General features: G+C 57.9%; 21 protein-coding genes and 1 pseudogene. 6 read left to right on the forward strand and 16 right to left on the reverse strand.

Annotated features, from left to right (window positions below; genetic code table 11):
* The first annotated feature begins 104 nt into the window (after positions 1-104).
* On the forward strand, positions 105-686 hold the full coding sequence (locus tag AC07UI_RS01390) for a DUF6436 domain-containing protein (RefSeq protein WP_494990775.1): 582 nt from the start codon (positions 105-107) through the stop codon (positions 684-686).
* Positions 687-790: 104 nt separating this feature from the next.
* The gene (locus tag AC07UI_RS01395) at positions 791-3,202 is read left to right on the forward strand and encodes a penicillin acylase family protein (protein WP_494990776.1); all 2,412 of its coding nucleotides are present in this window, start codon (positions 791-793) and stop codon (positions 3,200-3,202) included.
* A gap of 29 nt (positions 3,203-3,231) precedes the next feature.
* Here the strand turns inward: AC07UI_RS01395 and AC07UI_RS01400 are convergent.
* Both AC07UI_RS01400 and AC07UI_RS01405 read right to left on the reverse strand, forming a co-directional pair.
* Positions 3,232-3,429 (reverse strand): annotated as a pseudogene (locus tag AC07UI_RS01400) (helix-turn-helix domain-containing protein); the annotation flags it as partial.
* 77 nt (positions 3,430-3,506) lie between these two features.
* Positions 3,507-4,472, reverse strand: a complete 966-nt coding sequence (locus AC07UI_RS01405; protein WP_494990777.1) for a GlxA family transcriptional regulator — start codon at positions 4,470-4,472, stop codon at positions 3,507-3,509.
* A gap of 200 nt (positions 4,473-4,672) precedes the next feature.
* Between AC07UI_RS01405 and AC07UI_RS01410 the strand changes: the two genes are divergently transcribed.
* Positions 4,673-5,329: an HD domain-containing protein gene (locus AC07UI_RS01410; RefSeq protein ID WP_494990778.1), complete on the forward strand. Its 657-nt coding sequence runs from the start codon at positions 4,673-4,675 to the stop codon at positions 5,327-5,329.
* 184 nt (positions 5,330-5,513) lie between these two features.
* Here the strand turns inward: AC07UI_RS01410 and AC07UI_RS01415 are convergent, their stop codons facing one another.
* The 8 genes from AC07UI_RS01415 to AC07UI_RS01450 form a co-directional block, all read right to left on the reverse strand.
* A complete protein-coding gene (locus tag AC07UI_RS01415; RefSeq protein WP_494990779.1) occupies positions 5,514-6,404 on the reverse strand; it encodes an ABC transporter permease subunit in 891 nt (296 codons plus the stop codon).
* Positions 6,401-7,321: an ABC transporter permease subunit gene (locus AC07UI_RS01420; RefSeq protein ID WP_494990780.1), complete on the reverse strand. Its 921-nt coding sequence runs from the start codon at positions 7,319-7,321 to the stop codon at positions 6,401-6,403. Before AC07UI_RS01420 ends, AC07UI_RS01415 begins: the two co-directional genes overlap by 4 nt.
* Positions 7,318-8,460 carry an ABC transporter ATP-binding protein gene (locus tag AC07UI_RS01425; protein ID WP_494990781.1) on the reverse strand — a complete coding sequence of 381 codons (1,143 nt, stop codon included), beginning with the start codon at positions 8,458-8,460 and terminating at the stop codon, positions 7,318-7,320. The genes AC07UI_RS01420 and AC07UI_RS01425 overlap by 4 nt, the downstream gene beginning before the upstream one ends.
* A gap of 71 nt (positions 8,461-8,531) precedes the next feature.
* Positions 8,532-9,626 carry a polyamine ABC transporter substrate-binding protein gene (locus AC07UI_RS01430; RefSeq protein WP_494990782.1) on the reverse strand — a complete coding sequence of 365 codons (1,095 nt, stop codon included), beginning with the start codon at positions 9,624-9,626 and terminating at the stop codon, positions 8,532-8,534.
* A gap of 187 nt (positions 9,627-9,813) precedes the next feature.
* Entirely contained in the window at positions 9,814-10,923 is a 1,110-nt protein-coding gene (locus tag AC07UI_RS01435; RefSeq protein ID WP_494990783.1) for a polyamine ABC transporter substrate-binding protein, read from the reverse strand.
* A 169-nt stretch (positions 10,924-11,092) separates the two neighbouring features.
* The gene (locus tag AC07UI_RS01440; protein WP_494990784.1) at positions 11,093-12,457 is read right to left on the reverse strand and encodes an aspartate aminotransferase family protein; all 1,365 of its coding nucleotides are present in this window, start codon (positions 12,455-12,457) and stop codon (positions 11,093-11,095) included.
* Positions 12,458-12,512: 55 nt separating this feature from the next.
* Complete coding sequence (locus AC07UI_RS01445; protein ID WP_494990785.1) at positions 12,513-13,871, reverse strand: glutamine synthetase family protein; 1,359 nt, start codon at positions 13,869-13,871, stop codon at positions 12,513-12,515.
* 36 nt (positions 13,872-13,907) lie between these two features.
* On the reverse strand, positions 13,908-14,699 hold the full coding sequence (locus tag AC07UI_RS01450) for a gamma-glutamyl-gamma-aminobutyrate hydrolase family protein (protein WP_494990786.1): 792 nt from the start codon (positions 14,697-14,699) through the stop codon (positions 13,908-13,910).
* Between the two features lie 278 nt (positions 14,700-14,977).
* On the opposite strand from AC07UI_RS01450, the gene AC07UI_RS01455 reads away from it, so the two are divergent.
* The 3 genes from AC07UI_RS01455 to AC07UI_RS01465 all read left to right on the forward strand — a co-directional run bounded on the left by AC07UI_RS01455 (position 14,978) and on the right by AC07UI_RS01465 (position 18,082).
* Positions 14,978-16,354: a glutamine synthetase family protein gene (locus AC07UI_RS01455; protein ID WP_494990787.1), complete on the forward strand. Its 1,377-nt coding sequence runs from the start codon at positions 14,978-14,980 to the stop codon at positions 16,352-16,354.
* A gap of 244 nt (positions 16,355-16,598) precedes the next feature.
* Positions 16,599-17,351: a carbonic anhydrase gene (locus AC07UI_RS01460; RefSeq protein ID WP_494990788.1), complete on the forward strand. Its 753-nt coding sequence runs from the start codon at positions 16,599-16,601 to the stop codon at positions 17,349-17,351.
* A 92-nt stretch (positions 17,352-17,443) separates the two neighbouring features.
* Entirely contained in the window at positions 17,444-18,082 is a 639-nt protein-coding gene (locus AC07UI_RS01465) for a TetR/AcrR family transcriptional regulator (protein ID WP_494990789.1), read from the forward strand.
* Between the two features lie 48 nt (positions 18,083-18,130).
* Here AC07UI_RS01465 and AC07UI_RS01470 read toward each other — a convergent pair whose 3' ends face one another.
* The 6 genes from AC07UI_RS01470 to ssuE form a co-directional block, all read right to left on the reverse strand.
* A complete protein-coding gene (locus AC07UI_RS01470; protein ID WP_494990790.1) occupies positions 18,131-18,748 on the reverse strand; it encodes an LbetaH domain-containing protein in 618 nt (205 codons plus the stop codon).
* 141 nt (positions 18,749-18,889) lie between these two features.
* Positions 18,890-19,105 (reverse strand): TOBE domain-containing protein, encoded by a 216-nt coding sequence (locus tag AC07UI_RS01475; RefSeq protein WP_419113863.1) that lies wholly within the window; start codon positions 19,103-19,105, stop codon positions 18,890-18,892.
* 42 nt (positions 19,106-19,147) lie between these two features.
* Positions 19,148-19,954 (reverse strand): aliphatic sulfonates ABC transporter ATP-binding protein, encoded by an 807-nt coding sequence (gene ssuB / locus AC07UI_RS01480; RefSeq protein ID WP_494990791.1) that lies wholly within the window; start codon positions 19,952-19,954, stop codon positions 19,148-19,150.
* A complete protein-coding gene (ssuC, locus tag AC07UI_RS01485; protein WP_494990792.1) occupies positions 19,951-20,739 on the reverse strand; it encodes an aliphatic sulfonate ABC transporter permease SsuC in 789 nt (262 codons plus the stop codon). The genes ssuB and ssuC overlap by 4 nt, the downstream gene beginning before the upstream one ends.
* 88 nt (positions 20,740-20,827) lie before the next feature.
* The gene (locus AC07UI_RS01490; protein ID WP_494990793.1) at positions 20,828-21,796 is read right to left on the reverse strand and encodes a sulfonate ABC transporter substrate-binding protein; all 969 of its coding nucleotides are present in this window, start codon (positions 21,794-21,796) and stop codon (positions 20,828-20,830) included.
* Between the two features lie 90 nt (positions 21,797-21,886).
* Positions 21,887-22,480: an NADPH-dependent FMN reductase gene (gene ssuE / locus AC07UI_RS01495; protein WP_494990794.1), complete on the reverse strand. Its 594-nt coding sequence runs from the start codon at positions 22,478-22,480 to the stop codon at positions 21,887-21,889.
* Positions 22,481-22,651: the final 171 nt, after the last annotated feature.

The raw sequence follows: 22,651 nt of genomic DNA on the forward strand, positions 1-22,651 counted from the left end.
ATTTCCAGGTAAAGCGCGGAGCGCGAAACAGACTTTATGGCCCTGCGATATTCATCTGTCGCGGCAAGCATGGCAAGCTACGTGACCTTCGAGGATTGATCCGTATGCGTCTGCCCTACCGCACGACACTGCTTGCCAGCCTGCTCGCCCTTGTGTGTGCCGGCGTGTTGTGGGCCGCTTATGACTGGTTTCAGGGACGTTACCTGCGTGCATTCAACGAACACGCCGCGGTGTTTTCCGGCGACCCTCTGAGCCTGCCTCCGGAACTTGCCGGCCCTGGATCGATCCGTCTGGTGCACTTCTGGGACCCGGCCTGCCCGTGCAACGTCGGCAACCAGCAGCACCTGGCCGAACTGATCGAGCATTACGCGCCACAAGGCGTGGAGTTCTATTCGGTGCAAAAGCCCGGTAGCCACGGCCAGTTGCCTGGCACCCTGAGCAACCTGAAAACCCTGTCGGTCCTGCCCGGCTCCGGGCAGATACCGGCAAGCCCGGCCGTAGCGATCTGGGATCGCAATGGCAAACTTGCGTATTTCGGGCCCTACAGCGAAGGGTTGACCTGTAATTCCAACAACAGCTTTATCGAGCCGATGCTACAGGCACTCAGTAACGGACGCCCGGTCAGCGCCACCCACACCCTGGCGGTGGGCTGTTATTGTCCGTGGCCCGGTAGCCTGACTAACTAAGGCATTCCTGACTTTTCAAGGACAACGCTGCACAGCACCGAAGGCCTGTGCTAATTGTTTGCGAGCGTCAGTGACGGCAACCCGAAAAAGAACCAGGAGTTTCAATGAAACGCAGTCTGTCCTTACTTGCCATCCTGATCGTCGCACTCGCCGTCGGTGGGGGCTGGTACGTGTACAGCAAACAACCATCGCGCCAGGGAATGGTGGAGCTGGAGGGTCTGCAAGACTCGGTCACGGTGCGTTATGACGAACGCGGTGTACCGCATATTCGCGCCGGGAACGAAGCCGACCTCTATCGCGCCCTCGGTTATGTGCACGCTCAAGACCGGTTGTTCCAGATGGAAATCATGCGCCGCCTGGCTCGAGGCGAGCTCGCCGAAGTGCTCGGTCCCAAGCTGATCGATACCGACAAACTGTTCCGCAGCCTGCGCATTCGCGAACGCTCCGAGACTTACGCCGCCAGCCTTGACCGCCAATCACCGACCTGGAAAGCCCTGCAAGCCTATCTGGATGGGATCAACCAATATCAGAACACCCACGCCCAACCGATGGAGTTCGACGTACTGGGCATCCACAAGCGCGCGTTCACCGCTGAAGACACCATCAGTGTCGCCGGTTACATGGCCTATAGCTTTGCTGCAGCCTTTCGCACCGAGCCCCTGCTGACCTATATACGCGATGAACTGGGTAGCAATTACCTGAAAATCTTCGATCTCGACTGGCAGCCTAAAGGCGTGTTGGCCAAAGGCCCGGCGCGTACCTCGCCGGCCCTCGCCGCCATTGACTGGAAAGACCTTAACGCGATCGCCCGACTGAGCGAAGAGGCGCTGGCCGACAACGGCCTGCCGCAGTTCGAAGGGAGCAACGCCTGGGTGGTTTCCGGCAACCGGACCAAGAGCGGCAAACCGCTGCTGGCCGGCGATCCGCACATTCGCTTCTCCGTGCCTTCGGTGTGGTACGAAGCACAATTGTCGATGCCGGGTTTTGAGCTGTACGGTCATCACCAGGCACTGGTTCCCTTCGCCTTCCTCGGCCACAACCTCGACTTCGGCTGGAGCCTGACCATGTTCCAGAACGACGATCTCGATCTGATCGCCGAAAAGGTCAACCCGGATAACCCTAATCAGGTCTGGTACCGCGACAAATGGGTGGATCTGGTCAGCACGCAGCAGCAGATTGCAGTGAAGGGCCAGGCGCCGGTCGCGCTGGTTCTGCGCCAGTCGCCCCACGGGCCGATCATCAATGATGTGCTCGGTGCTGGCGTCGGCAAGGCGCCGATTGCCATGTGGTGGGGGTTCCTCGAAACCCAAAACCCGATTCTCGAAGGTTTCTACCAGCTCAACCGCGCGGACACCCTGGCCAAGGCGCGCAACGCCGCAGCCAAGGTGCACGCTCCTGGCTTGAATCTGGTGTGGGCCAATGCCAAGGGCGATATCGGTTGGTGGGCCGCAGCGCAACTGCCCAAACGCCCGGCCGGGGTCAAACCGCTTTTTATCCTCGACGGCAGCACCAATCAGGCAGACAAGGATGGTTTCTATCCATTCAGCGCCAACCCTCAGGAGGAGAATCCGGCGCGCGGTTACATCGTTTCGGCCAACTTCCAGCCACTCTCGCCAACCGGAATGGAAATCCCCGGCTATTACAACCTGGCGGATCGCGGCCAGCAGCTGAACAAGCAGCTGAGCGATGCGAACGTCAAATGGGACCTGGATAACAGCCAGAAGCTGCAACTGGGCACTACCACCGGCTATGGCCCTCGCCTGTTGGCTCCGCTGTTGCCAGTGCTGCGTGAGGTGGTGAAAGACTCCACGGAACTCAAACTGCTGGCGCAACTGGCGCAGTGGAAAGGCGACTACCCGCTGAACTCCACCAGCGCCACGCTGTTCAACCAGTTTCTATTCAACCTGACCGACGCCGTGTTCCACGATGAACTCGGCGATGGGTTCTTTGACACATTGCTCTCCACCCGGGTAATCGATGCCGCGTTGCCGCGTCTGGCGGCGTCGCCCGATTCGCCGTGGTGGGACAACCGCAACACCATCGGCAAGGAAACCCGCGCCGACATCGTCAAAGCTGCATGGCAGGCCAGCATTGCCCATCTCAAATCCACCCTCGGCGAAGACCCGGCGCAATGGCAGTGGGGCACGGCCCACACCCTGACTCACGGACATCCGCTAGGCATGCAAAAGCCGCTGGATCGAATCTTCAACGTCGGCCCGTTCGAAGCCCCCGGTACTCACGAAGTGCCGAACAACCTCTCGGCCAGGATCGGCCCTGCGCCGTGGCCGGTGACCTACGGACCCTCGACCCGACGCATCATCGACTTCGCCGACCCGGCACACAGCCTGACCATCAACCCGGTGGGGCAAAGCGGCGTACTGTTCGACAAGCACTATGACGACCAGGCCGAGGCGTATATCGAAGGGATATACCAGCAGGCGTATTTCAACGACGAGGAGGTGACGGCCAATACCCGCAGTACCTTGAAGCTGTTGCCGGCTCGGGTGGCTCACTAGTTGGGGAAATCCAGGTATTCGGTCGAGATCTAAATCTCCTTACGCAACCGCCCAGGCGCTTCGCCATAGGTCTCTTTGAACTTCTTGCTGAATGCCGCCCGGGATTGGTAACCCGACTGGGCGGCGATATCACTCAGGCCCAAACGTGACTGGCTCAGCAGATTAAAGGCCAGCTCCATCCGTGCCTGCGTCAGCAGCACCCACGGTGATACGCCGGCCACGCAGACCGAATCGAATCGAATCGAATCGAATCGAATCGAACAGGAGCAAGTTCCCTCGCCACAATCGAGAACGCTCGACAATCTCAAACCATCGCCGAAAAATTCACTCGAAACTGCTGCGGCGTCACTCCAAGCCTGCGGTTGAAAACACTGCGCATGTGCTGCGCATCGCGAAACCCGCATTGGTAAGCAACGGTTTTGAGCGGCGCGCTTCCGCTTTCCAGCATCACTCGCGCCGCGTCCACCCTCGCCCGCTCGACGAATTCTGCCGGGGTGATTTTTGCGTCCCTGGCAAACACCCGGGAGAAATTGCGCGCGCTCATGTTGGCAGCTTTGGCCAGGTCGGCAATGGTCAAGCCCCCAGTCAGATTGGCCAACACGTAGTGCTGGACCATCGCCACCGGCGAGCTCGCCTCGGCATGGGGCGTCAGGAACGGGCTGAACTGCGATTGCCCGCCTGAGCGCTGAGTGAACACCACCAATCGCTTAGCCACGCTCAACGCGAGTTCCGGGCCGTAGTCCTTGGCCAGCAGGTACAACGACAAATCGATCCCTGCCGTCACTCCCGCCGATGTGTAGAGCTGACCGTCCTGCACGTAGAGCCGATCGGCCTCGACTTGAGTCAATGGGCACAGCGTCGCTAGCGCAACGGCATCGTTCCAGTGGGTGGTGACGGTTCTCCCGTCGAGCAATCCTGCGCGGGCAAGCATGAACGCGCCATTACAGATCGAGCCGAAGCGATTCGCACGAACACTCGCTTCGCGCAGCCAAGTATGAAACCGCGCACCGAAATCCTGATACGGCAACTGTGGACCGCCAGCGACCAGCAGCAAGTCATAGGCCTGCAGCGCTTCGCTGAAATGTCGATGAGCCTGCAGCGCCAAACCATTTGAACAGGGCATCACGCCGCGCTCCACGCCAATCACCTCCAACCGGTAGTGGTCTTCGGGCGCAAGAAAGCGGTTGGCTTCGGAAAACACATCCATGGGCCCCGTGACATCCAGGGACTGAACCCCGGAAAAAACCACGATGGCAACGTTTCTGCTCATGGGATGAATCACCTTCTATGGCTTTCAGGAATCGTGGGGGCAGCCGACCAACCCTAGCGAAACACCGGCCAAGAAGCGAGTTGGCACGATATGCGCGCTGATTGGCCGGGATCGCAGCTTCATGTCGATTGTTCGTCCCAGGACGCGGGAACAGACTGGATTCATCAGCGCCGCCAGGCGTTCCTCACAAGGCAACTTCCATGAGCACCACCCCCCTCAGCAGCACTATCGCCGGTATCAAAATCCCCGACAGCGCCCTTGCCAAGGCGACGACGCAATACATCCGCGATCTGGAATCCGATTTGCTGTATCACCACTCGCGCCGAGTGTTTCTGTTTGGCGCCTTGAGCGGTGAGCGCCAGCAACTGGCCTACGACCCGGAGCTGTTGTACGTTGGCGCGATGTTCCATGATCTGGGCCTGGTGGAAGGCCATCGCAGCGATGACGAACGCTTCGAAGTGGATGGTGCGAATGCGGCCAAAGCCTTTCTCAAGCCTTACGGGCTGAGCGATGACGATATCGAGCAAGTCTGGCTGTCCATAGCCCTGCATACGACTCCGGGTGTGCCCAAACATCTGCGTCCGACCGTGGCGCTGGTGACCGCCGGGGTGGAAATGGATGTGCTGGGGATGGATTACACAGCGTTTTCCACCGAGCAACGTGAGGCCGTGGTGCATGCACATCCACGAGGTGAAGGGTTCAAAGAGTGCATCATCTGCGCATTTGCCGATGGCTTGCGTCATCGCCCACAGACTACCTTCGGGAATGTGAAGACTGATGTGTTAGTGGATCAGGACCCGGGGTTCAAACCGATGAACTTCGTCGAAGTCATCCGCAAATCGCCCTGGGTAGCGTGACCCACTGTAGGAGCGAGCTTGCTCGCGATAGCATCACCTCGATTTACAGTCGAACCGAGTTGGTCGAATACGACCCCGGTGCATCGCGAGCAAGCTCGCTCCTACAGTGGATCCGGGCTGACCACATATCTGTGGTCAACCGAAAATCCTCTAAGAGCGGGGCTGCCCGCGAAGCTTTTGAGGCTTAAGCCGCTTCCGGCGTCTGGGCGCGGCGTATGTCCGGTTGTTTCCACGAATCGGCAGCGCTTTCATCGATCGCTAGCTGAATGGCACGTTTGCGGATTTCTTCAGCGCGGCGGCTGAAGAACCAGACCAGGAAGGTCACCAGCGACACCACCAGCAGGATCAGGCTGGCCACGGCGTTGATCTCGGGTTTCACGCCCAGACGCACTGCCGAGAAGACTTCCATCGGCAAGGTCGTCGAACCCGGACCCGACACGAAGCTGGCCAGCACCAGGTCGTCCAGCGACAGGGCGAAGGACATCATGCCGCCTGCCCCCAGCGATGGCGCGATCATCGGGATGGTGATCAGGAAGAACACCTTCCACGGCCGCGCACCAAGGTCCATGGCCGCTTCTTCGATGGACAGGTCCAGCTCACGCAAGCGTGCCGAGACCACCACCGCCACATAGGCCGCACAGAACGTCGTGTGGGCGATCCAGATGGTGACAAGGCCACGCTCTTGCGGCCAGCCGATCATCTGCGCCATGGCCACGAACAGCAGCAACAGCGACAGACCGGTGATCACTTCGGGCATCACCAGGGGCGCGGTCACCAGGCCACCGAACAGCGTGCGTCCCTTGAAGCGGGTCACGCGGGTCAGCACGAAGGCCGCCAGGGTACCCAGCACCACCGCCGCAATGGCCGTGTAGCAGGCGATTTCCAGCGAGCGCACCACCGAGCCCATCAGCTGGGTGTTGTCCAGCAGGCCGACATACCACTTCACCGACCATCCGCCCCACACGGTCACCAGCTTGGAGGCGTTGAACGAGTAGATCACCAGAATCAGCATCGGGGCGTAGATGAACACCAGCCCCAATATCAGCATCAGGCTTGAAAAACCGAAGCGCTTCATTCTTTGCCCTCCATTTCTTTAGCCTGACTACGGTTGAAGAGGATGATCGGCACAATCAGGATCGCCAGCATCACCACGGCCAGGGCGGACGCCACCGGCCAGTCACGGTTGTTGAAGAACTCCTGCCAGAGCACTTTACCGATCATCAGGGTTTCCGGCCCACCGAGCAGTTCCGGGATCACGAATTCACCCACCACCGGGATGAACACCAGCATGCAGCCGGCGATGATGCCGTTTTTCGACAGCGGCACGGTGATTTTCCAGAAACTGTTGAAGGTGCTCGAGCCCAGGTCCGACGCGGCCTCCAGCAGACTGTTGTCGTGCTTCACCAGGTTGGCGTAGAGCGGCAGGATCATGAACGGCAGGTAGGAATAAACCACGCCGATATAGACCGCCAGGTTAGTGTTGAGGATCTGCAGCGGTTCGTTGATCCAGCCCATCGACATCAGGAAACCATTGAGCAGGCCGTTGTTGCTGAGGATGCCCATCCACGCGTAAACGCGGATCAGAATCGCCGTCCAGGTCGGCATCATGATCAGCAGGATCAGCACGGTCTGCATTTCCTTGCGGGCGCTGGCGATGGCATAGGCCATCGGATAACCGATCAGCAGGCAGAGGATGGTGCTGAAAAATGCCATCTTCAGCGAGCCGAGGTACGCGGCGATGTATAACTCGTCGTCGCCCAGCAGCGCGTAGTTACCGAGGTTGAGCAGCAGTTGCACCTTGTGTTCGACGTAGCTGTAGATCTCGGTGTACGGCGGAATGGCCACGTCGGCCTCTGCGAAGCTGATCTTCATGACGATGAAGAACGGCAACATGAAGAACATGAACAGCCAGAGGAACGGTATCCCGATGACCAATTGACGGCCACCGGGGGTTATTCGTTGTAGCTGGCGCTTGAGTCTTTTCATGTTCATGAGCGCAGTACCACGCCACTGTCGTCTTCCCACCAGACGTAGACCTGGTCACCCCAGGTCGGCCGTGCGCCACGGCGTTCGGCGTTGGCCACGAACGACTGGACCAGTTTTCCGTTTGGCAATTCGACATAGAACACCGAGTGACCACCCAGGTAGGCGATGTCATGCACTTTGCCGCTCGACCAGTTGTATTCGCAGGTCGGCATCTCGGAGGTGACCAGCAGTTTCTCCGGGCGAATCGCGTAAGTGATGGACTTGTCCTGAACCGAGGTGCTGACGCCGTGACCCACGTAAATATTGCGATCCAGGTCCTTGCAGGTAATGAGTGCATGGCCCTCGGCGTCGTCCACCACCTCACCTTCGAAAATATTGACGTTACCGATGAATTCGCAGACCAGACGGCTGGTCGGGGTTTCGTAGATGTCGATCGGGCTGCCGATCTGGGCGATCCAGCCCAGGTGCATGATCGCAATGCGTTCAGCCATGGTCATGGCTTCTTCCTGGTCGTGGGTCACCATTATGCAGGTCACGCCGACCCGCTCGATGATCTCGACCAGTTCCAGTTGCATTTGCGAGCGCAGCTTCTTGTCCAGCGCACCCATCGGTTCATCGAGCAGCAACAGCTTCGGCCGCTTGGCCAGAGAGCGCGCCAACGCCACTCGCTGACGCTGGCCACCGGACAGCTGATGCGGCTTGCGCTTGGCATACTGGCTCATCTGTACCAGCTTGAGCATTTCGGCCACGCGGGCGTCGACTTCAGCCGTCGGAATCTTGTCCTGCTTGAGACCGAAGGCGATGTTCTGCGCCACTGTCATGTGCGGGAACAAGGCATAGGACTGAAACATCATGTTGATCGGCCGCTCGTACGGCGGCATGTCGGTGATATCCACACCATCGAGAAAAATGCGCCCCTCCGTTGGCCGCTCGAAACCTGCAAGCATCCGCAGCAGGGTGGATTTGCCCGATCCCGAGCCGCCGAGCAAAGCGAAAATTTCGCCTTTCTTGATTTCCAGGGACACATCGTCCACCGCAATCGTCTCGTCGAACTTCTTCGTGACCCGGTCGATTTTGACCAACACCTGTTTAGGTAATTGGTCGCCCTCGAGGGCTTTCTTATAGGCGCCGGAGGCAACAGCCATTTACGAAACTCCCAACAAAATTTGCAGTTCACCCAATACAGGCAAACCTTGGATAGTCTGAGCCTTTGTCACTACTTACCCGACTTGACCCTGGTCCAGCTGCGGGTCATCAAACGTTGAATCTCGGGTGGCAACTCAGCGTTGACATAAAGCTTGTCGACGATGGCTTGCGACGGATAAACCGCCTCGTCTGTACGTACTGCCTGATTCATCAGCTCACCCGCTTCAGGGTTCGGGTTGGCATAACCAACGGCATCACTGACCTGAGCGATCACTTCAGGCTTGAGCAAATAGTTGATGAAGGCATGAGCCTCTTTGACGTTGCCCGCATCCCGAGGAATCGCCAACATGTCGAACCACAGGTTGCCGCCTTCTTTGGGGATCACGTAGGCAATGTCGATACCTTTGCCAGCTTCAGCGGCACGCGCCCTGGACTGGAATACATCGCCGGAGAAACCGGCCGCGACACAGATCTCGCCGTTGGCCAGATCGGAGATGTACTTGGATGAGTTGAAATACGTCACGTAAGGCCGCACCGCCAACAGTTTGGCTTCAGCCTTTTTGTAGTCTTCAGGGTTCTGGCTGTTAGGCGACAGGCCCATGTAATTCAGCATGGCGGGGAGCATTTCATCCGCCGAGTCGAGGAAGGCGACACCGCAGCTAGACAGCTTCTTGATGTTCTCCGGCTCGAACAGCATGGCCCACGAGTCGATCTTGTCGACGCCCAGTGCCGCTTTGACTTTCTCTACGTTGTAACCAATACCGTTGGTGCCCCACAGGTAAGGCACGGCGTACTGGTTACCCGGATCGTTTTTCTCCAGACGCTTGAGCAGCAACGGATCGAGGTTGGCGTAATTCGGCAACTGCGACTTGTCGAGCTTCTGGAATGCCCCGGCCTTGATCTGCTTGCCCAGGAAGTGGTTGGACGGCACGACCACGTCATAACCGGTGTGCCCGGCCAGCAACTTGCCTTCCAGAGTTTCATTGGAATCGAACACGTCGTACACCGGCTTGATGCCAGTGGCTTTATCGAAATCTGCCAGGGTGGTCTGCCCGATATAGTCCGACCAGTTATAAACATGCACGGTAGGCGCAGCTTGAACACTGACGGCGAGCGTCAGGCCGGCGCCGATCAGCATGGCCTTGCGAAACAAAGAAATAGGCAAGTGGAGGTCCTCTAAAATAGTTGGGCCCAAGTTGCCCAGCGTTACGTGACAGCCATGGCTGCCTGGCAACAAAACCGGCGCGCAACTTACCCTCGATAAACCTTTCCAGCAAAACTTTCTGTCATTTGATTATTGCTGTTGCCGTCTTTGCGTTGACGACGGCAACAGCCTGTTGCCTCAAACCGGCTTATTTACCGGATTTGATCTTGGTCCAGCTGCGGGTCAGCTCGCGCTGGGTAGCGGCTGGCAAATCGGCGATCGCATAAAGCTTGGCCTGCACGTCGGCTGGCGGGTAGATGCCCGGATCCGAGGTGATTTCTTTGTTCACGTACTGAGTTGCTTCAGCATTACCGTTAGGGAAACGTACGCTGTTGGTGATTTCAGCCATCACTTTCGGCTGCAACAGGTAGTTCATGAACTTGTAGGCACCCTCGACGTTCTCCGCATCTTTAGGGATAGCGACCATGTCGTAGAAGCTGCCGGCACCTTCTTTCGGAATGGCGTAGCTGATTTTCACCTTGTCACCGGCTTCGGCGGCGCGGGATTTGGCCTGTTGGACGTCACCCGAATAACCGACGGCTACGCAAATGTTGCCGTTGGCCAGGTCGGAGATGTACTTGGAGGAGTGGAAATAGGTGATCGAAGGACGGATCTTCAGGAACAGATCTTCAGCTTTCTTCACATCTTCCTTTTTCTGGCTGTCGGTCGGCAGCCCCAGGTAATGCAGGGCAACCGGCAGCATTTCGGTCGGCGAATCGAGGAAGCTCACGCCGCAGCCCTTGAGTTTGGCGATGTTCTCCGGCTTGAGCACGACATCCCAGGAGTCGATCTTGTCGACGCCCAGCGCGGCTTTGACCTTCTCGGGGTTGTAACCGATACCGATCGAACCCCACATGTAAGGGAACGCGTGTTTGTTATCCGGGTCGCTGACGGAAACCGCTTTGAGCAGCGACGGGTTGAGATTCTTGTAGTTGGACAGTTTGGACTTGTCCAACTCCTGGTAAACGCCGGCCTTGATCTGCTTGGCCAGGAAGTTGTTAGACGGTACGACAATGTCATAACCGGACTTGCCTGCCAGCAACTTGGCTTCCAGGGTTTCGTTGCTGTCAAAAACGTCATACACCACCTTGATTCCGGACTCTTTCTCGAAGTTCGCGATGGTGTCCGGTGCGATGTAATCGGACCAGTTGTACACGTGCAGCACCTTGTTATCGGCCTGGGCTGCGCCAGCTATCACACCCATCAGAGACAAGGCGAGGAGGGTCTTGCCGGCTTTATTTAAACCTGATGCCTTCATGCGTAATGCTCCAATTATTCTTTTTGATCACATGTTCAGTGGCCGATTCCCGGGCAACTGGAACAGTGGGTAGTCTGGCAAGATCCAACACGGGCTTTCAAGGAAAGACCCATCCTTTGTTTACACCGAGCGGAGTACCAAACTTGGCACCCCGCTCAGAGCCTAGCACTTAGCCTTGCAATGCACTCAAGGTCAGGTCCAGACACTTGCGTGCCTTGGCAACCAGCTCGTCGATTTCGGCAAGGCTGATCACCAGTGGCGGAGCAATGATCATGGTGTCGCCCACGGCGCGCATGATCAGCCCGTTGTCGAAGCAGAATTGCCGGCAAATCATGCCAACACCCTTCCCGACATACCGCGCACGGGTGGCCTTGTCCTGAACCAACTCAATGGCCCCCAACAGACCGACACCACGAACTTCCCCTACCAGCGGGTGATCGTTCAGTTCCCGTAGACGCTTTTGCAAATAAGGTGCCGTTTCGGCATGAACGCGCTCGATAATTTTCTCGTCGCGCAGGATGCGGATGTTTTCCAGTGCGACCGCCGCCGCTACCGGGTGCCCGGAGTAGGTGAAACCGTGGTTGAAATCGCCACCTTCGTTGAGCACCTCGACCACTTCGTCACGCACGATCAGGCCACCCATAGGGATGTAACCGGAGGTCAGGCCCTTGGCGATGGTCATCATGTCCGGCTTGAGGTCGTAGAAATCGGTACCGAACCACTCACCGGTACGGCCGAAACCACAAATCACTTCATCGGCGACGAACAGAATGTCGTACTTGGCGAGGATTTCCTTGATGCGCGGCCAGTAGCTTTCTGGCGGCACAATCACGCCTCCCGCGCCCTGGATCGGCTCGGCAATGAAAGCACCGACATTGTCGACGCCCAGCTCGAGAATCTTTTTCTCAAGCTGATCGGCCGCCCAGATACCGAACTCTTCGGGGCTCATGTCGCCGCCTTCGCCAAACCAGTACGGCTGCGGGATGTGCACAATCCCGGGGATCGGCAAGTCGCCCTGTTCGTGCATATACGTCATGCCGCCCAGGCTCGCGCCAGCCACGGTCGAACCGTGGTAGCCGTTGATGCGGCTGATGATGACTTTCTTGTTCGGCTGACCTTTGATCGCCCAGTAGTGGCGGACCATACGCAGCATGGTGTCGTTGCCTTCGGAGCCGGAACCGGTGAAAAACACATGATTCATGCCTTCAGGCGCGATGTCGGCGATGGCCTTGGCCAGTTCCAGCACCGGCGGGTGAGCGGTCTGGAAGAACAGGTTGTAATAAGGAAGCTCGCGCATCTGTTTGCTGGCGACATCGGCCAGTTCATCGCGGCCGTAACCGATGGCCACGCACCAGAGGCCGGCCATGCCGTCGAGGATCTTGTTGCCTTCGCTGTCCCAGAGGTAAACCCCTTTGGCATTAGTGATGATCCGCGGGCCCTTCTCTTTCAGCTGTTTGAAGTCGCTGAAGGGGGCCAGGTGGTGATCATTGCTCAGGATTTGCCATTCACGGGTTTGCGGGTTCTTGCTGGTCATACGAGTCTCCTAAGTTCAGGTTAGAGTGCGGCCTTTCTCGACCGCACCCGGCGCATCAGACGGCGAAGAGCAGGAATTCCCGCTCCCACGAACTGATCACGCGCTTGAAGTTTTCATGCTCGGCCCGCTTGACCGCGACGTAGCCAGTAATGAATTTCTTGCCCAGGTACTTCTCGATGGTGGTGCTGTGCTCCATGCGCTCGAGCGCATCTTCGATGGTCAATGGCAGACGCAAATTGCGTCGCTCATAACCACGCCCGACCACTGGCGCACTTGGGTTGATGGCCTCGACCATGCCGATAAAACCGCACAGCAGGCTCGCTGCGATTGCCAGGTACGGGTTGGCATCAGCCCCCGGCAGGCGGTTTTCCACCCGGCGGTTCTGCGGACCGGCATCCGGCACGCGCAAGCCGACGGTTCGGTTCTCTTCGCCCCACTCCACGTTCACCGGTGCCGAGGTGTCTGGCAGGAAGCGGCGGAACGAATTGACGTTCGGCGCGAACAGCGGCAACAACTCGGGGATGAACTTCTGCAAGCCGCCGATGTGGTGCAAGAACAGCTCGCTCATCGAACCATCTTCATTAGAGAAGACGTTTTTACCTGTCTCGATGTCGATGATGCTCTGGTGCAAGTGCATGGCACTGCCCGGCTCACCGGTCATCGGCTTGGCCATGAAGGTCGCGGCAACGTCGTGCTTGAGCGCCGCTTCACGCATGGTCCGCTTGAACACCAGAATCTGGTCGGCCAGGGACAGGGCATCGCCGTGACGGAAGTTGATTTCCATCTGCGCCGTGCCGTCTTCGTGGATCAATGTGTCGAGATCCAGTTCCTGCAGTTCGCACCAGTCGTAGACGTCTTCGAACAACGGGTCGAATTCGTTGGCTGCTTCTATAGAGAAGGACTGGCGACCGGTTTCCGGGCGACCGGAGCGGCCAATTGGCGGCTGCAACGGGAAGTCCGGGTCTTCACAGCGCTTGGTCAGGTAGAACTCCATTTCTGGCGCCACGATCGGCTGCCAGCCTCTATCGGAGTAGAGCTTGAGCACCTTCTTGAGCACGTTGCGCGGCGACAACTCGATCGGGTTGCCTTGCTTGTCGTAGGTGTCGTGAATCACTTGGGCCGTAGGCTCGATGGCCCATGGCACGAGAAATACCGCGTTCTGATCGGGACGGCAGATCATGTCGATGTCTGCCGGATCGAGGAGTTCGTAATAGATGTCGTCTTCGACATAGTCGCCCGTCACTGTTTGCAACAGCACACTCTCGGGCAGGCGCATGCCTTTCTCGGCGATGAACTTGTTGGTCGGCGAGATCTTGCCGCGAGTAATCCCGGTAAGGTCGCCAATCATGCATTCGACTTCTGTGATCTTATGGTCTTTCAACCAATCGGTGAGCTGGTCGAGGTTGTTACTCATAAATGCCTCTGGGCTGAGTTTCCTGACTTTTATAAGTCAGGCGTTAGTTGACGCATCCGCGTCGCGTTGAATTGCCCGCGTCCGGCAGGCATCACCAAATGCCTGGAAGATGGCAAGGTAATGGGGATTGGAGCTCACTTGCCATTCAGGGTGCCATTGCACACCTAAAGCAAAAGCCTTGCCTCCCCTGACCCCGCCCCTTTCAACAGATAGCGCTTCGATCAAACCATCCGGCGCCCTGGCCTCGACGCGAAGGCCCGGCGCCAGACGATCAACGCCCTGACCATGAATCGAGTTGACGGTAATTTCGCTCGGCAGGCCCAGGCCCGCCAGTACACCGCCCGGTTCAATGTGCATCGGATGGCTGGGCGCGTATTGCATTTCAAGCGGCTCGTTGTCGTCCTCACGATGGTCCATGAATGTGCCAACCTCATGAACCTTCTGATGCAGACTGCCGCCGAACGCGACGTTCATCTCCTGGAAGCCGCGACAAATCCCGAGCACCGGAACACCCGCCGCAACAGCGGCACGAATCAACGGGAGGGTGGTGCGATCGCGTTCAGGATCATGAGCAGTCCCCGGTGCGCTGGCAGGTCCGCTATAGTGAATAGGTTCAACGTTGGAAGGAGAGCCGGTCAGGAGGATGCCGTCCAGACCGTCAAGAATATCGGTCGGATCGAGCAATTCCGCCAGGGATGGAAGTATCAACGGCAAGCCCTTGGCAGCGACTGCGACTGCACGGACGTACTTATCGCCACTAATGTGATAAGCATGCAAACCGATCTGCCTGGAGCAGGCGGTGACGCCGATTAACGGCAGGCGAGACATGAAGCACCCCGGTATTATTGCTGTTATGGGTTTAAATCGAGCTTAGCCTTGTTCATTTTTTTACACAACACCCCCGTAAAAAATACAACACGGCCCGCTCAAGCCTGCGGTCGCCACAGACGCCGAAGACAAAAAAACGCCCTAAATTGCTCCAAAACTGCTCCTCAAGCGCTTTTTGAGGGCAAAAAAGGCCTCGCTTGACTTCGGCATGCCGTTCGGGTTGACTGGAATCTGAAAAGATCAATGATTGATATTTTTAACAACAAAGGTGTTGCATCATGTCGGTACCCCCGCGTGCCGTTCAGCTTAACGAAGCGAACGCGTTCCTTAAGGAACATCCTGAGGTTCTGTACGTTGACCTTCTGATTGCGGATATGAATGGTGTGGTGCGCGGCAAGCGCATTGAACGCACCAGTCTCCACAAGGTTTACGAGAAAGGCATCAACCTGCCGGCCTCTTTATTTGCCCTGGATATCAACGGCTCGACGGTGGAAAGCACCGGTCTGGGTCTGGATATCGGTGATGCTGACCGAATCTGCTATCCAATCCCCGATACCCTGTGCAATGAACCCTGGCAGAAGCGCCCTACCGCGCAACTGTTAATGACCATGCACGAACTTGAAGGTGAACCTTTCTTCGCCGACCCACGCGAAGTCCTGCGTCAAGTCGTGACCAAGTTCGATGAACTGGGTCTGACCATCTGCGCCGCATTCGAACTTGAGTTCTACCTGATCGACCAGGAGAACGTGAATGGCCGGCCACAACCTCCACGCTCGCCGATTTCCGGCAAACGTCCGCACTCGACCCAGGTCTACCTGATCGACGACCTGGACGAATACGTCGACTGCCTCCAGGACATTCTGGAAGGTGCCAAAGAGCAAGGCATCCCTGCCGACGCCATCGTCAAGGAAAGTGCTCCGGCGCAGTTCGAAGTGAACCTGCACCACGTTGCCGACGCGATCAAAGCGTGCGATTACGCGGTACTGCTCAAACGTCTGATCAAGAACATCGCCTACGACCATGAGATGGACACCACCTTCATGGCCAAGCCTTACCCGGGCCAGGCAGGTAATGGTCTGCACGTACACATCTCGATCCTTGATAAAGAAGGCAAGAACATCTTTGCCAGTGAGGATCCCGAGCAGAACGCCGCACTGCGTCACGCGATCGGCGGTGTGCTCGAGACCCTACCGGCGCAAATGGCGTTCCTCTGCCCGAACGTCAACTCGTACCGTCGTTTCGGCGCACAGTTCTACGTGCCGAACTCGCCGTGCTGGGGCCTGGATAACCGTACGGTAGCCTTGCGCGTACCGACAGGTTCGGCCGATGCGGTACGTCTGGAGCACCGCGTTGCCGGCGCCGACGCTAACCCGTATCTGTTGATGGCTTCGGTTCTGGCGGGTGTGCACCACGGTCTGACCAACAAGATCGAACCTGGCACTCCGGTCGAAGGCAACAGCTACGAGCAAAACGAGCAGAGCCTGCCGAACAACCTGCGCGACGCGTTGCGCGAGCTGGACGACAGCGAAGTCATGGCCCGTTATATCGACCCGAAATACATCGATATCTTCGTCGCCTGTAAAGAGAGCGAGCTGGAGGAGTTCGAACACTCGATCTCCGACCTCGAGTACAACTGGTACCTGCATACCGTGTAAGCGATCGTAGTAAAAAAAACGCCGCCGGCCGAAAAGCCTGCGGCGTTTTTTTGGACTGCAATTATTGGCAGGATTGTAGGACACAACTCGTAGGTCTATTCCTGCAAGAGAACAGGACATAAACCTACATAAAAACTCTCGTATCAAACCCAGAATGCAGGCCGCCGGATTTACCGCCTGGATGAAACCCGGAAGGAATCATCCGCCAGCCTGCCTTTACGCCCCCCCCTCGAGAGTATCAATCATGAAAACCCATATCCTTGGCGCGGCCTTTTCTCTTGTCGGGATCAGCTTATGCTCTGCCGCGTGGGCTCAGTCCCAGCAGCACCCCCAATGGAGCTACGCCAACCCTTCAGGCCCGGATAATTGGGGAGAGCTGCGACCCGATTACAAACTCTGCAAGCTCGGAAAAGTGCAATCGCCCATTGATATTCGCGATGCTGCCAAAGCAGATCTGGCACCGCTGGTTTTTGATTATCGATCCAGTCCGATAGCGGTTTTGAACAATGGACACACCGTTCAGGTCACGCCATCGAATGCGGGCGGGATCACACTGGCATCCGGTAACTACTCATTAGTACAGTTCCACTTCCACAGTCCCAGTGAAGAAAAAATACAGGGCCGTGCCTTTCCCATGGTCGCGCACCTGGTTCACCGCAATCAATCAGGCGAACTCGCCGTCGTTGCCATTCTTTTCGAGGAGGGTGCGCATAACCCGGCCCTGGCGCCCATCCTTGCAGCAATGCCAGACGTAGTGGGCGCAACGAAGACCCTGGACAATCAGAGCATTGCAGACTTGCTACCCGAAAAACGTGATTACTATGCCTACATGGGCTCCTTGACCACTCCGCCTTGCAGCGAAAATGTGCGCTGGCATGTCCTGACGACTCCCGTTGCGTTGTCCCGAACCCAGCTGGATGCGTTTCGGGAGCTTTACCCAATGAATGCGCGACCCGTTCAACCCTTGAACGGCCGGACCGTGCAAATGGGTGGCTAGCCCATAGCGAGTACGCTCCTGGGTGCAACGGCGCTATACAGACAACATCGAACCCGACTCGTACAATGCTCGCTGCCTTGTAGGAGAGTTCAATGACGCGCCCCGCCACTATCCGCAAACCCCGCGCACGCAGCCAGGCCCGGATCGATTCGATACTCGACGCCGCCCGTACGCTGCTTGCCGCCGAGGGCGTGGCCAGCCTGTCGATCTACAGCGTGGCGGAACGAGTGCAGATCCCACCGTCGTCGGTTTATCACTTCTTCGCCAGCGTCCCTGCCCTGCTCGAAGCCCTGACCGCCGATGTCCACGCCGCTTTTCGCGCTTGCCTGCAAGCGCCGATCGAACACGCATCGCTCAGCGGCTGGCGCGACCTGTCGCGACTGGTGGAACAGCGCATGTTGAGCATCTACAGCGAAGACGCTGCCGCCCGCCAACTGATCCTCGCCCAGCACGGCCTGACCGAAGTCACCCAGGCTGACCGTCAGCACGACATCGAGCTGGGCGATCTGATGCACAAACTGTTCGATCACCATTTCGAACTGCCGGTACTGCCCAAAGATGTCGACGTCTTTGCCCTGGCCATGGAGCTGGGTGACCGCGTCTACGCCCGTTCAGTGCAACAGCACGGGCAGATCACTGCGCGCATGGCCGAGGAAGGCATGCGGGTGTTCGACGCTTATCTGGGACTGTACCTGCCACCCTATCTGCCCAAACGCGCCATTACAGCCTGACTTTCTGCTTCAGGCCCCGCTCCACCCGCCCGAAGGCTGCGCCCCCGTCTACGACACTTCACAATCGTAGAGAGACAAACGACGAATCACCGTCTCCGGCAACAGTAGTGCTCCGGGGGCTAACACTGCGTTGGCTCCGACCCGCACGTTATCGCCCAGCAGCGCCCCGAACTTATCGCAACCCGTCGGCTGAAGAACGGCACCGACTCGTACGTTAACCCCTTTGTCTACGCGCTCATTGCGGTAGTTACAGATAATGCTGCCGGCTTCCAGATTGACTCCAGCGCCCAGTATCGAATCACCCACAAAGTTGAAATGAGCCAGTTTGGTACCGCTGAAAACGAACGAGGATTTGAGCTCCGATCCCGGCCCTATGATGCAGTTCTCGCCCAACCAACATCCTCCACGAAGGTAGGCGCCTGTGGCGATAAGGCATCCGGGACCGATAATCAAAGGGCCTTTCAGCACAGCCCCGGCCTCGACCACAGCCGTTCGGTGAGTGGCGATATCGTCGACGACCTCATACTCGTCCAGCGTTAGTTGTGTGAGCATGCGTTTCACACGTTCAGGAGCACTCGCCACAAGCTCCCAAGGTGCCAGATCTGCCCACTCGGCGATGAGCGAATGTTTCGCATTGTCAATGTAATCTGAAATCCTGATGGTCAATGTTGATACCCCTCTAACCCTACTATTAAGGCGTCTTGCAAGGACGCTCAAACCAACCAGAACGAACTCTAACACCGCCTGAACAGGCAACAAAAAACCCCGAAGGGCTCAAGCCGTTCGGGGTGGTCTGTAGCGCACGGCTTACAACTTGGCGATCGATACCTCTGTAGATTTCACGAAGGCAATCACTTCACTGCCAACCACCAGTTCCAACTCTTTGACCGAGCGCGTGGTAATCACCGAGGTGACCACGCCGGAGGCGGTCTGCACGTCGATTTCCGACAGTACATCGCCTTCTACGATTTCCTTGATGGTGCCTTTGAACTGGTTACGGACGTTGATGGCTTTAATAGTCATGAGCGGTATTCCTGTTTGGGTAAGAGTTTTTTTGAAACCGGGTTACTGGGCCCAACGCAATTGCGTGGGTAACGGTGAAACGGGTTCCGGTTCAGGTGGCGAACCGGGGAGCGACAACACGCGGTTAAGGACTTCGGTTTCCAGCGCCGCCAGCCGATGGGAGCCGCGAACCCGAGGGCGCGTAAGTTCCACTTGCAGGTCGAGGCCGATTTCGCCCTCCTCGATCAGAATCACCCGATCGGCAATCGCCACGGCTTCACTGACGTCGTGGGTCACCAGCAGCACCGTGAATCCGTGTTTCTGCCACAGGCGTTCGATCAGTTGCTGCATCTCGATACGGGTCAGGGCATCCAATGCGCCCAGCGGCTCGTCGAGCAACAGCAGCCGAGGTTGATGAATCAATGCGCGGGCCAGTGCAACACGCTGCTTCTGCCCGCCAGACAACGCTGCCGGCCACTCGTTGGCGCGATCCGCCAGGCCGACCGCTTCCAGCGCTTGCAGTGCGTTTGGCCGCCAGTTGCCCTTGAGCCCGAGGCCAACGTTGTCGATGACTTTTTTCCAGGGCAGCAAACGCGCTTCCTGGAACATCAAACGGGTATCCTCGATCGCATCGCTCAACGGTGCCGAGCCTGCGAGCAATTCACCGCCTGTAGGAGTGTCGAGACCGGCGAGCAAGCGCAGCAAGGTACTTTTCCCGCAACCGCTGCGACCAACCACTGCGACGAACTGACCGGCCGGGATATGCAGATCGATCTCACGCAGCACTTGCCGCTGACCGAAGGTTTTTTGCAGCTTGCGCACCGCCAACGGAATTCCGCGCAGCAAACGAGGTGGTTGTTGAGCCGTCATGCAGCACCGCCCTTGACCACTTGATAGGCCGGATGCCAGCGCAACCAGACACGCTCCAGCCCGCGGGCGGCGAGGTCGGCCAATTTGCCGAGCACCGCGTACAACAGGATCGCCAACACCACCACGTCAGTCTGCAAAAACTCCCGGGCATTCATCGCCAGATAGCCGACTCCGGAGTTGGCGGAGATAGTCTCGGCGACGATCAACGTCAGCCACATAAAGCCCAGCGCGAAGCGCACACCCACCAGAATCGAAGGCAGCGCTCCCGGCACAATCACCTGACGGAACAGGCCAAAACCGGACAAGCCATAACTGCGGGCCATTTCCACCAGCGCCGGATCGACGTTGCGAATGCCGTGATAGGTGTTGAGATAGATCGGGAACAAGGTGCCCAACGCCACCAGAAAAATCTTCGCCGACTCATCGATGCCGAACCACAGAATCACCAGCGGAATCAGCGCCAGATGCGGCACGTTGCGAAGCATCTGCACCGAACTGTCGAGCAGGCGCTCGCCCCATTTCGACAGACCGGTGATAAAGCCCAGGGTCAGACCGATGCCGCCACCGATCAGGAAACCGACCGCCGCGCGCCAGCCGCTGATGGCCAGATGGGTCCAGATTTCGCCGCTACGGGCCAGGCCCACACCGGCCTCGATCACCGCGCTCGGTGCCGGCAGAATTCGCGTCGACAACCAACCCGCCGATACCGACAACTGCCATACCGCCAGCAACAACACCGGCAAGGCCCACGGCGCGAGGCTGTGAATAATATTGTTGTTCTTCATGGCCACGCCTCAGCTCTGGGACGCAGCTTTAGGGAAGATAGAGCGCAAAATAGTGAGGCTCATGGAGTTGTCTCCCAAAGAATTCGAGTTACGTTGCTTTGGCAACGGTCGCCGGTGGCGTCCAGATCACGTCTTTGATGCTCAGCGGTTTCGGGATCAGCTTGAGCTGGTAAAAGCTGTCGGCAATTTTTTGCTGAGCCGCGACCACCTCGGGGGTGAGGAACAACGCGCCGTAGCCCTGGCGTTTCACCGAGGTCAGGGTGATGTCCGCAGGCAGGCCGAGCAGTGGCGAAACCTGTTGGGTCACGTCTTCAGGATTGGCCTTGGACCACTCACCGACTGCGCGTACCTCTTCCACCAGCGCCTTGATCACTTGCGGTTGTTTTTCGGCGTAGGGCCTGGTTGCCAGATAGAACTGATGGTTATCGACGATGCCGCTGCCGTCACGCAGGGTGCGTGCTTGCAGTTGCTGTTCGGCGGCGGCCTGGTACGGGTCCCAGATCACCCAGGCATCGACACTGCCACGCTCGAACGCGGCGCGGGCATCGGCCGGCGGCAGGAATACAGTCTGAATGTCGGTGTACTTCAGACCGGCGTCTTCGAGGGCGCGGACCAATAGGTAATGAACGTTGGAGCCTTTATTGAGGACGACCTTTTTGCCTTTGAGGTCTTTCACCGATTTGATCGGCGAGTCTTTCGGGACGAGGATCGCTTCGCTGGTCGGCGCTGGCGGCTCATAAGCCACGTAAAGCAGATCGGCACCGGCCGCCTGAGCGAACACCGGAGGCGTTTCGCCGGTCACGCCGAAATCGATGGAGCCGACGTTCAGCCCTTCGAGCAGTTGCGGGCCACCAGGGAATTCAGTCCATTGCACGTCGACACCTTGAGCGGCGAGGCGTTTCTCCAGCGTGCCTTTGGCCTTGAGCAGCACCAGGGTGCCGTATTTCTGATAGCCGATACGCAAGGTCTCGGCTGCTTGAGCTTGAGTGATAACGCCGAAGGACACAGCCGCAGCAAACAGAGCGACCAGACCACGACGCAAAATGACAGTGCGCATAGCGCTCTCCTTTTTGCTGTTGGGTTTTTGGCTGCACCTGCTTGGCCGTTAGCGGCTGAGTAAGGTGGGTACTTTAAATTCCGGTGAGGCTTAAATGCTCCAGCGAGCACTCAACAAACGTTCGTTCAACAGACTCGGATCCAGCGGTTTCGGCCGCCTTGCCATGGCGCTATAAAACTGTTCCAGCGCTTCGCTCAGGCGTTCTTCCAGTACCGGCACCAATTGCGCCTGAGCGCTGCCTTCGCCATAAGCGATCTGGCTGTCTTCGGCGAAAATCCCGTGAAGCATTTCCTCAGCCTTCAGTGCCGACAGCACCGGTTTAAGCGCGTAATCCACTGCCAGCATGTGAGCGATGCTGCCGCCAGTGGCCATGGGCAACACGACCTTGTGGCTCAGTGCGCGCTCCGGCAACAGATCGAGCACAGTCTTCAGTGCGCCGGAGAACGACGCTTTGTAAACCGGCGTGGCGATCAGCAGACCATCGGCGTTTTCAATCTGTTGCAGCAGGTCGCTCACCTTCGGGCTATCGAAGCGTGCGTGGAGCAAGTCTTCGGCCGGGAAGTCCCGTACCTGATAACTCACCACCTCCACGCCTTGCTGCTGTAACCAGCGTTTGGAGTGGTCCAGCAACACTCCGGAACGGGAGCGCTGGCTGGGACTTCCACCGAGTGAGACGACCAGCATGCAGATAATTCCTCAGGGGTTTGTTGGCGATTCGCTCTCTGCGATTTCGCTAAGATGAACAGACCATAACAGGTGATTTATATATCTATAAATCTTATTTATTCATTTGTTTATTCCATAAACGCATATGCGAAAAACATCCCTCCAGACAAAAACAGGCGGTCGAAACGG

The sequence above is a fragment of the Pseudomonas sp. GW821-FHT04C07 genome (assembly GCF_059420325.1).

Excerpts from the sequence above, each read along its gene's own strand:
- AC07UI_RS01440 (WP_494990784.1), bottom strand. The coding sequence starts at position 12,457 with ATGACCAGCAAGAACCCGCAAACCCGTGAATGGCAAATCCTGAGCAAT.
- AC07UI_RS01460 (WP_494990788.1), top strand. The coding sequence starts at position 16,599 with ATGAAAACCCATATCCTTGGCGCGGCCTTTTCTCTTGTCGGGATCAGC.
- AC07UI_RS01490 (WP_494990793.1), bottom strand. The coding sequence starts at position 21,796 with ATGCGCACTGTCATTTTGCGTCGTGGTCTGGTCGCTCTGTTTGCTGCG.
- ssuB (WP_494990791.1), bottom strand. The coding sequence starts at position 19,954 with ATGACGGCTCAACAACCACCTCGTTTGCTGCGCGGAATTCCGTTGGCG.
- AC07UI_RS01415 (WP_494990779.1), bottom strand. The coding sequence starts at position 6,404 with ATGAAGCGCTTCGGTTTTTCAAGCCTGATGCTGATATTGGGGCTGGTG.
- AC07UI_RS01475 (WP_419113863.1), bottom strand. The coding sequence starts at position 19,105 with ATGACTATTAAAGCCATCAACGTCCGTAACCAGTTCAAAGGCACCATC.
- AC07UI_RS01395 (WP_494990776.1), top strand. The coding sequence starts at position 791 with ATGAAACGCAGTCTGTCCTTACTTGCCATCCTGATCGTCGCACTCGCC.
- ssuE (WP_494990794.1), bottom strand. The coding sequence starts at position 22,480 with ATGCTGGTCGTCTCACTCGGTGGAAGTCCCAGCCAGCGCTCCCGTTCC.
- AC07UI_RS01390 (WP_494990775.1), top strand. The coding sequence starts at position 105 with ATGCGTCTGCCCTACCGCACGACACTGCTTGCCAGCCTGCTCGCCCTT.
- ssuC (WP_494990792.1), bottom strand. The coding sequence starts at position 20,739 with ATGAAGAACAACAATATTATTCACAGCCTCGCGCCGTGGGCCTTGCCG.
- AC07UI_RS01435 (WP_494990783.1), bottom strand. The coding sequence starts at position 10,923 with ATGAAGGCATCAGGTTTAAATAAAGCCGGCAAGACCCTCCTCGCCTTG.
- AC07UI_RS01405 (WP_494990777.1), bottom strand. The coding sequence starts at position 4,472 with ATGAGCAGAAACGTTGCCATCGTGGTTTTTTCCGGGGTTCAGTCCCTG.
- AC07UI_RS01465 (WP_494990789.1), top strand. The coding sequence starts at position 17,444 with ATGACGCGCCCCGCCACTATCCGCAAACCCCGCGCACGCAGCCAGGCC.
- AC07UI_RS01450 (WP_494990786.1), bottom strand. The coding sequence starts at position 14,699 with ATGTCTCGCCTGCCGTTAATCGGCGTCACCGCCTGCTCCAGGCAGATC.
- AC07UI_RS01445 (WP_494990785.1), bottom strand. The coding sequence starts at position 13,871 with ATGAGTAACAACCTCGACCAGCTCACCGATTGGTTGAAAGACCATAAG.
- AC07UI_RS01425 (WP_494990781.1), bottom strand. The coding sequence starts at position 8,460 with ATGGCTGTTGCCTCCGGCGCCTATAAGAAAGCCCTCGAGGGCGACCAA.
- AC07UI_RS01420 (WP_494990780.1), bottom strand. The coding sequence starts at position 7,321 with ATGAACATGAAAAGACTCAAGCGCCAGCTACAACGAATAACCCCCGGT.
- AC07UI_RS01455 (WP_494990787.1), top strand. The coding sequence starts at position 14,978 with ATGTCGGTACCCCCGCGTGCCGTTCAGCTTAACGAAGCGAACGCGTTC.
- AC07UI_RS01410 (WP_494990778.1), top strand. The coding sequence starts at position 4,673 with ATGAGCACCACCCCCCTCAGCAGCACTATCGCCGGTATCAAAATCCCC.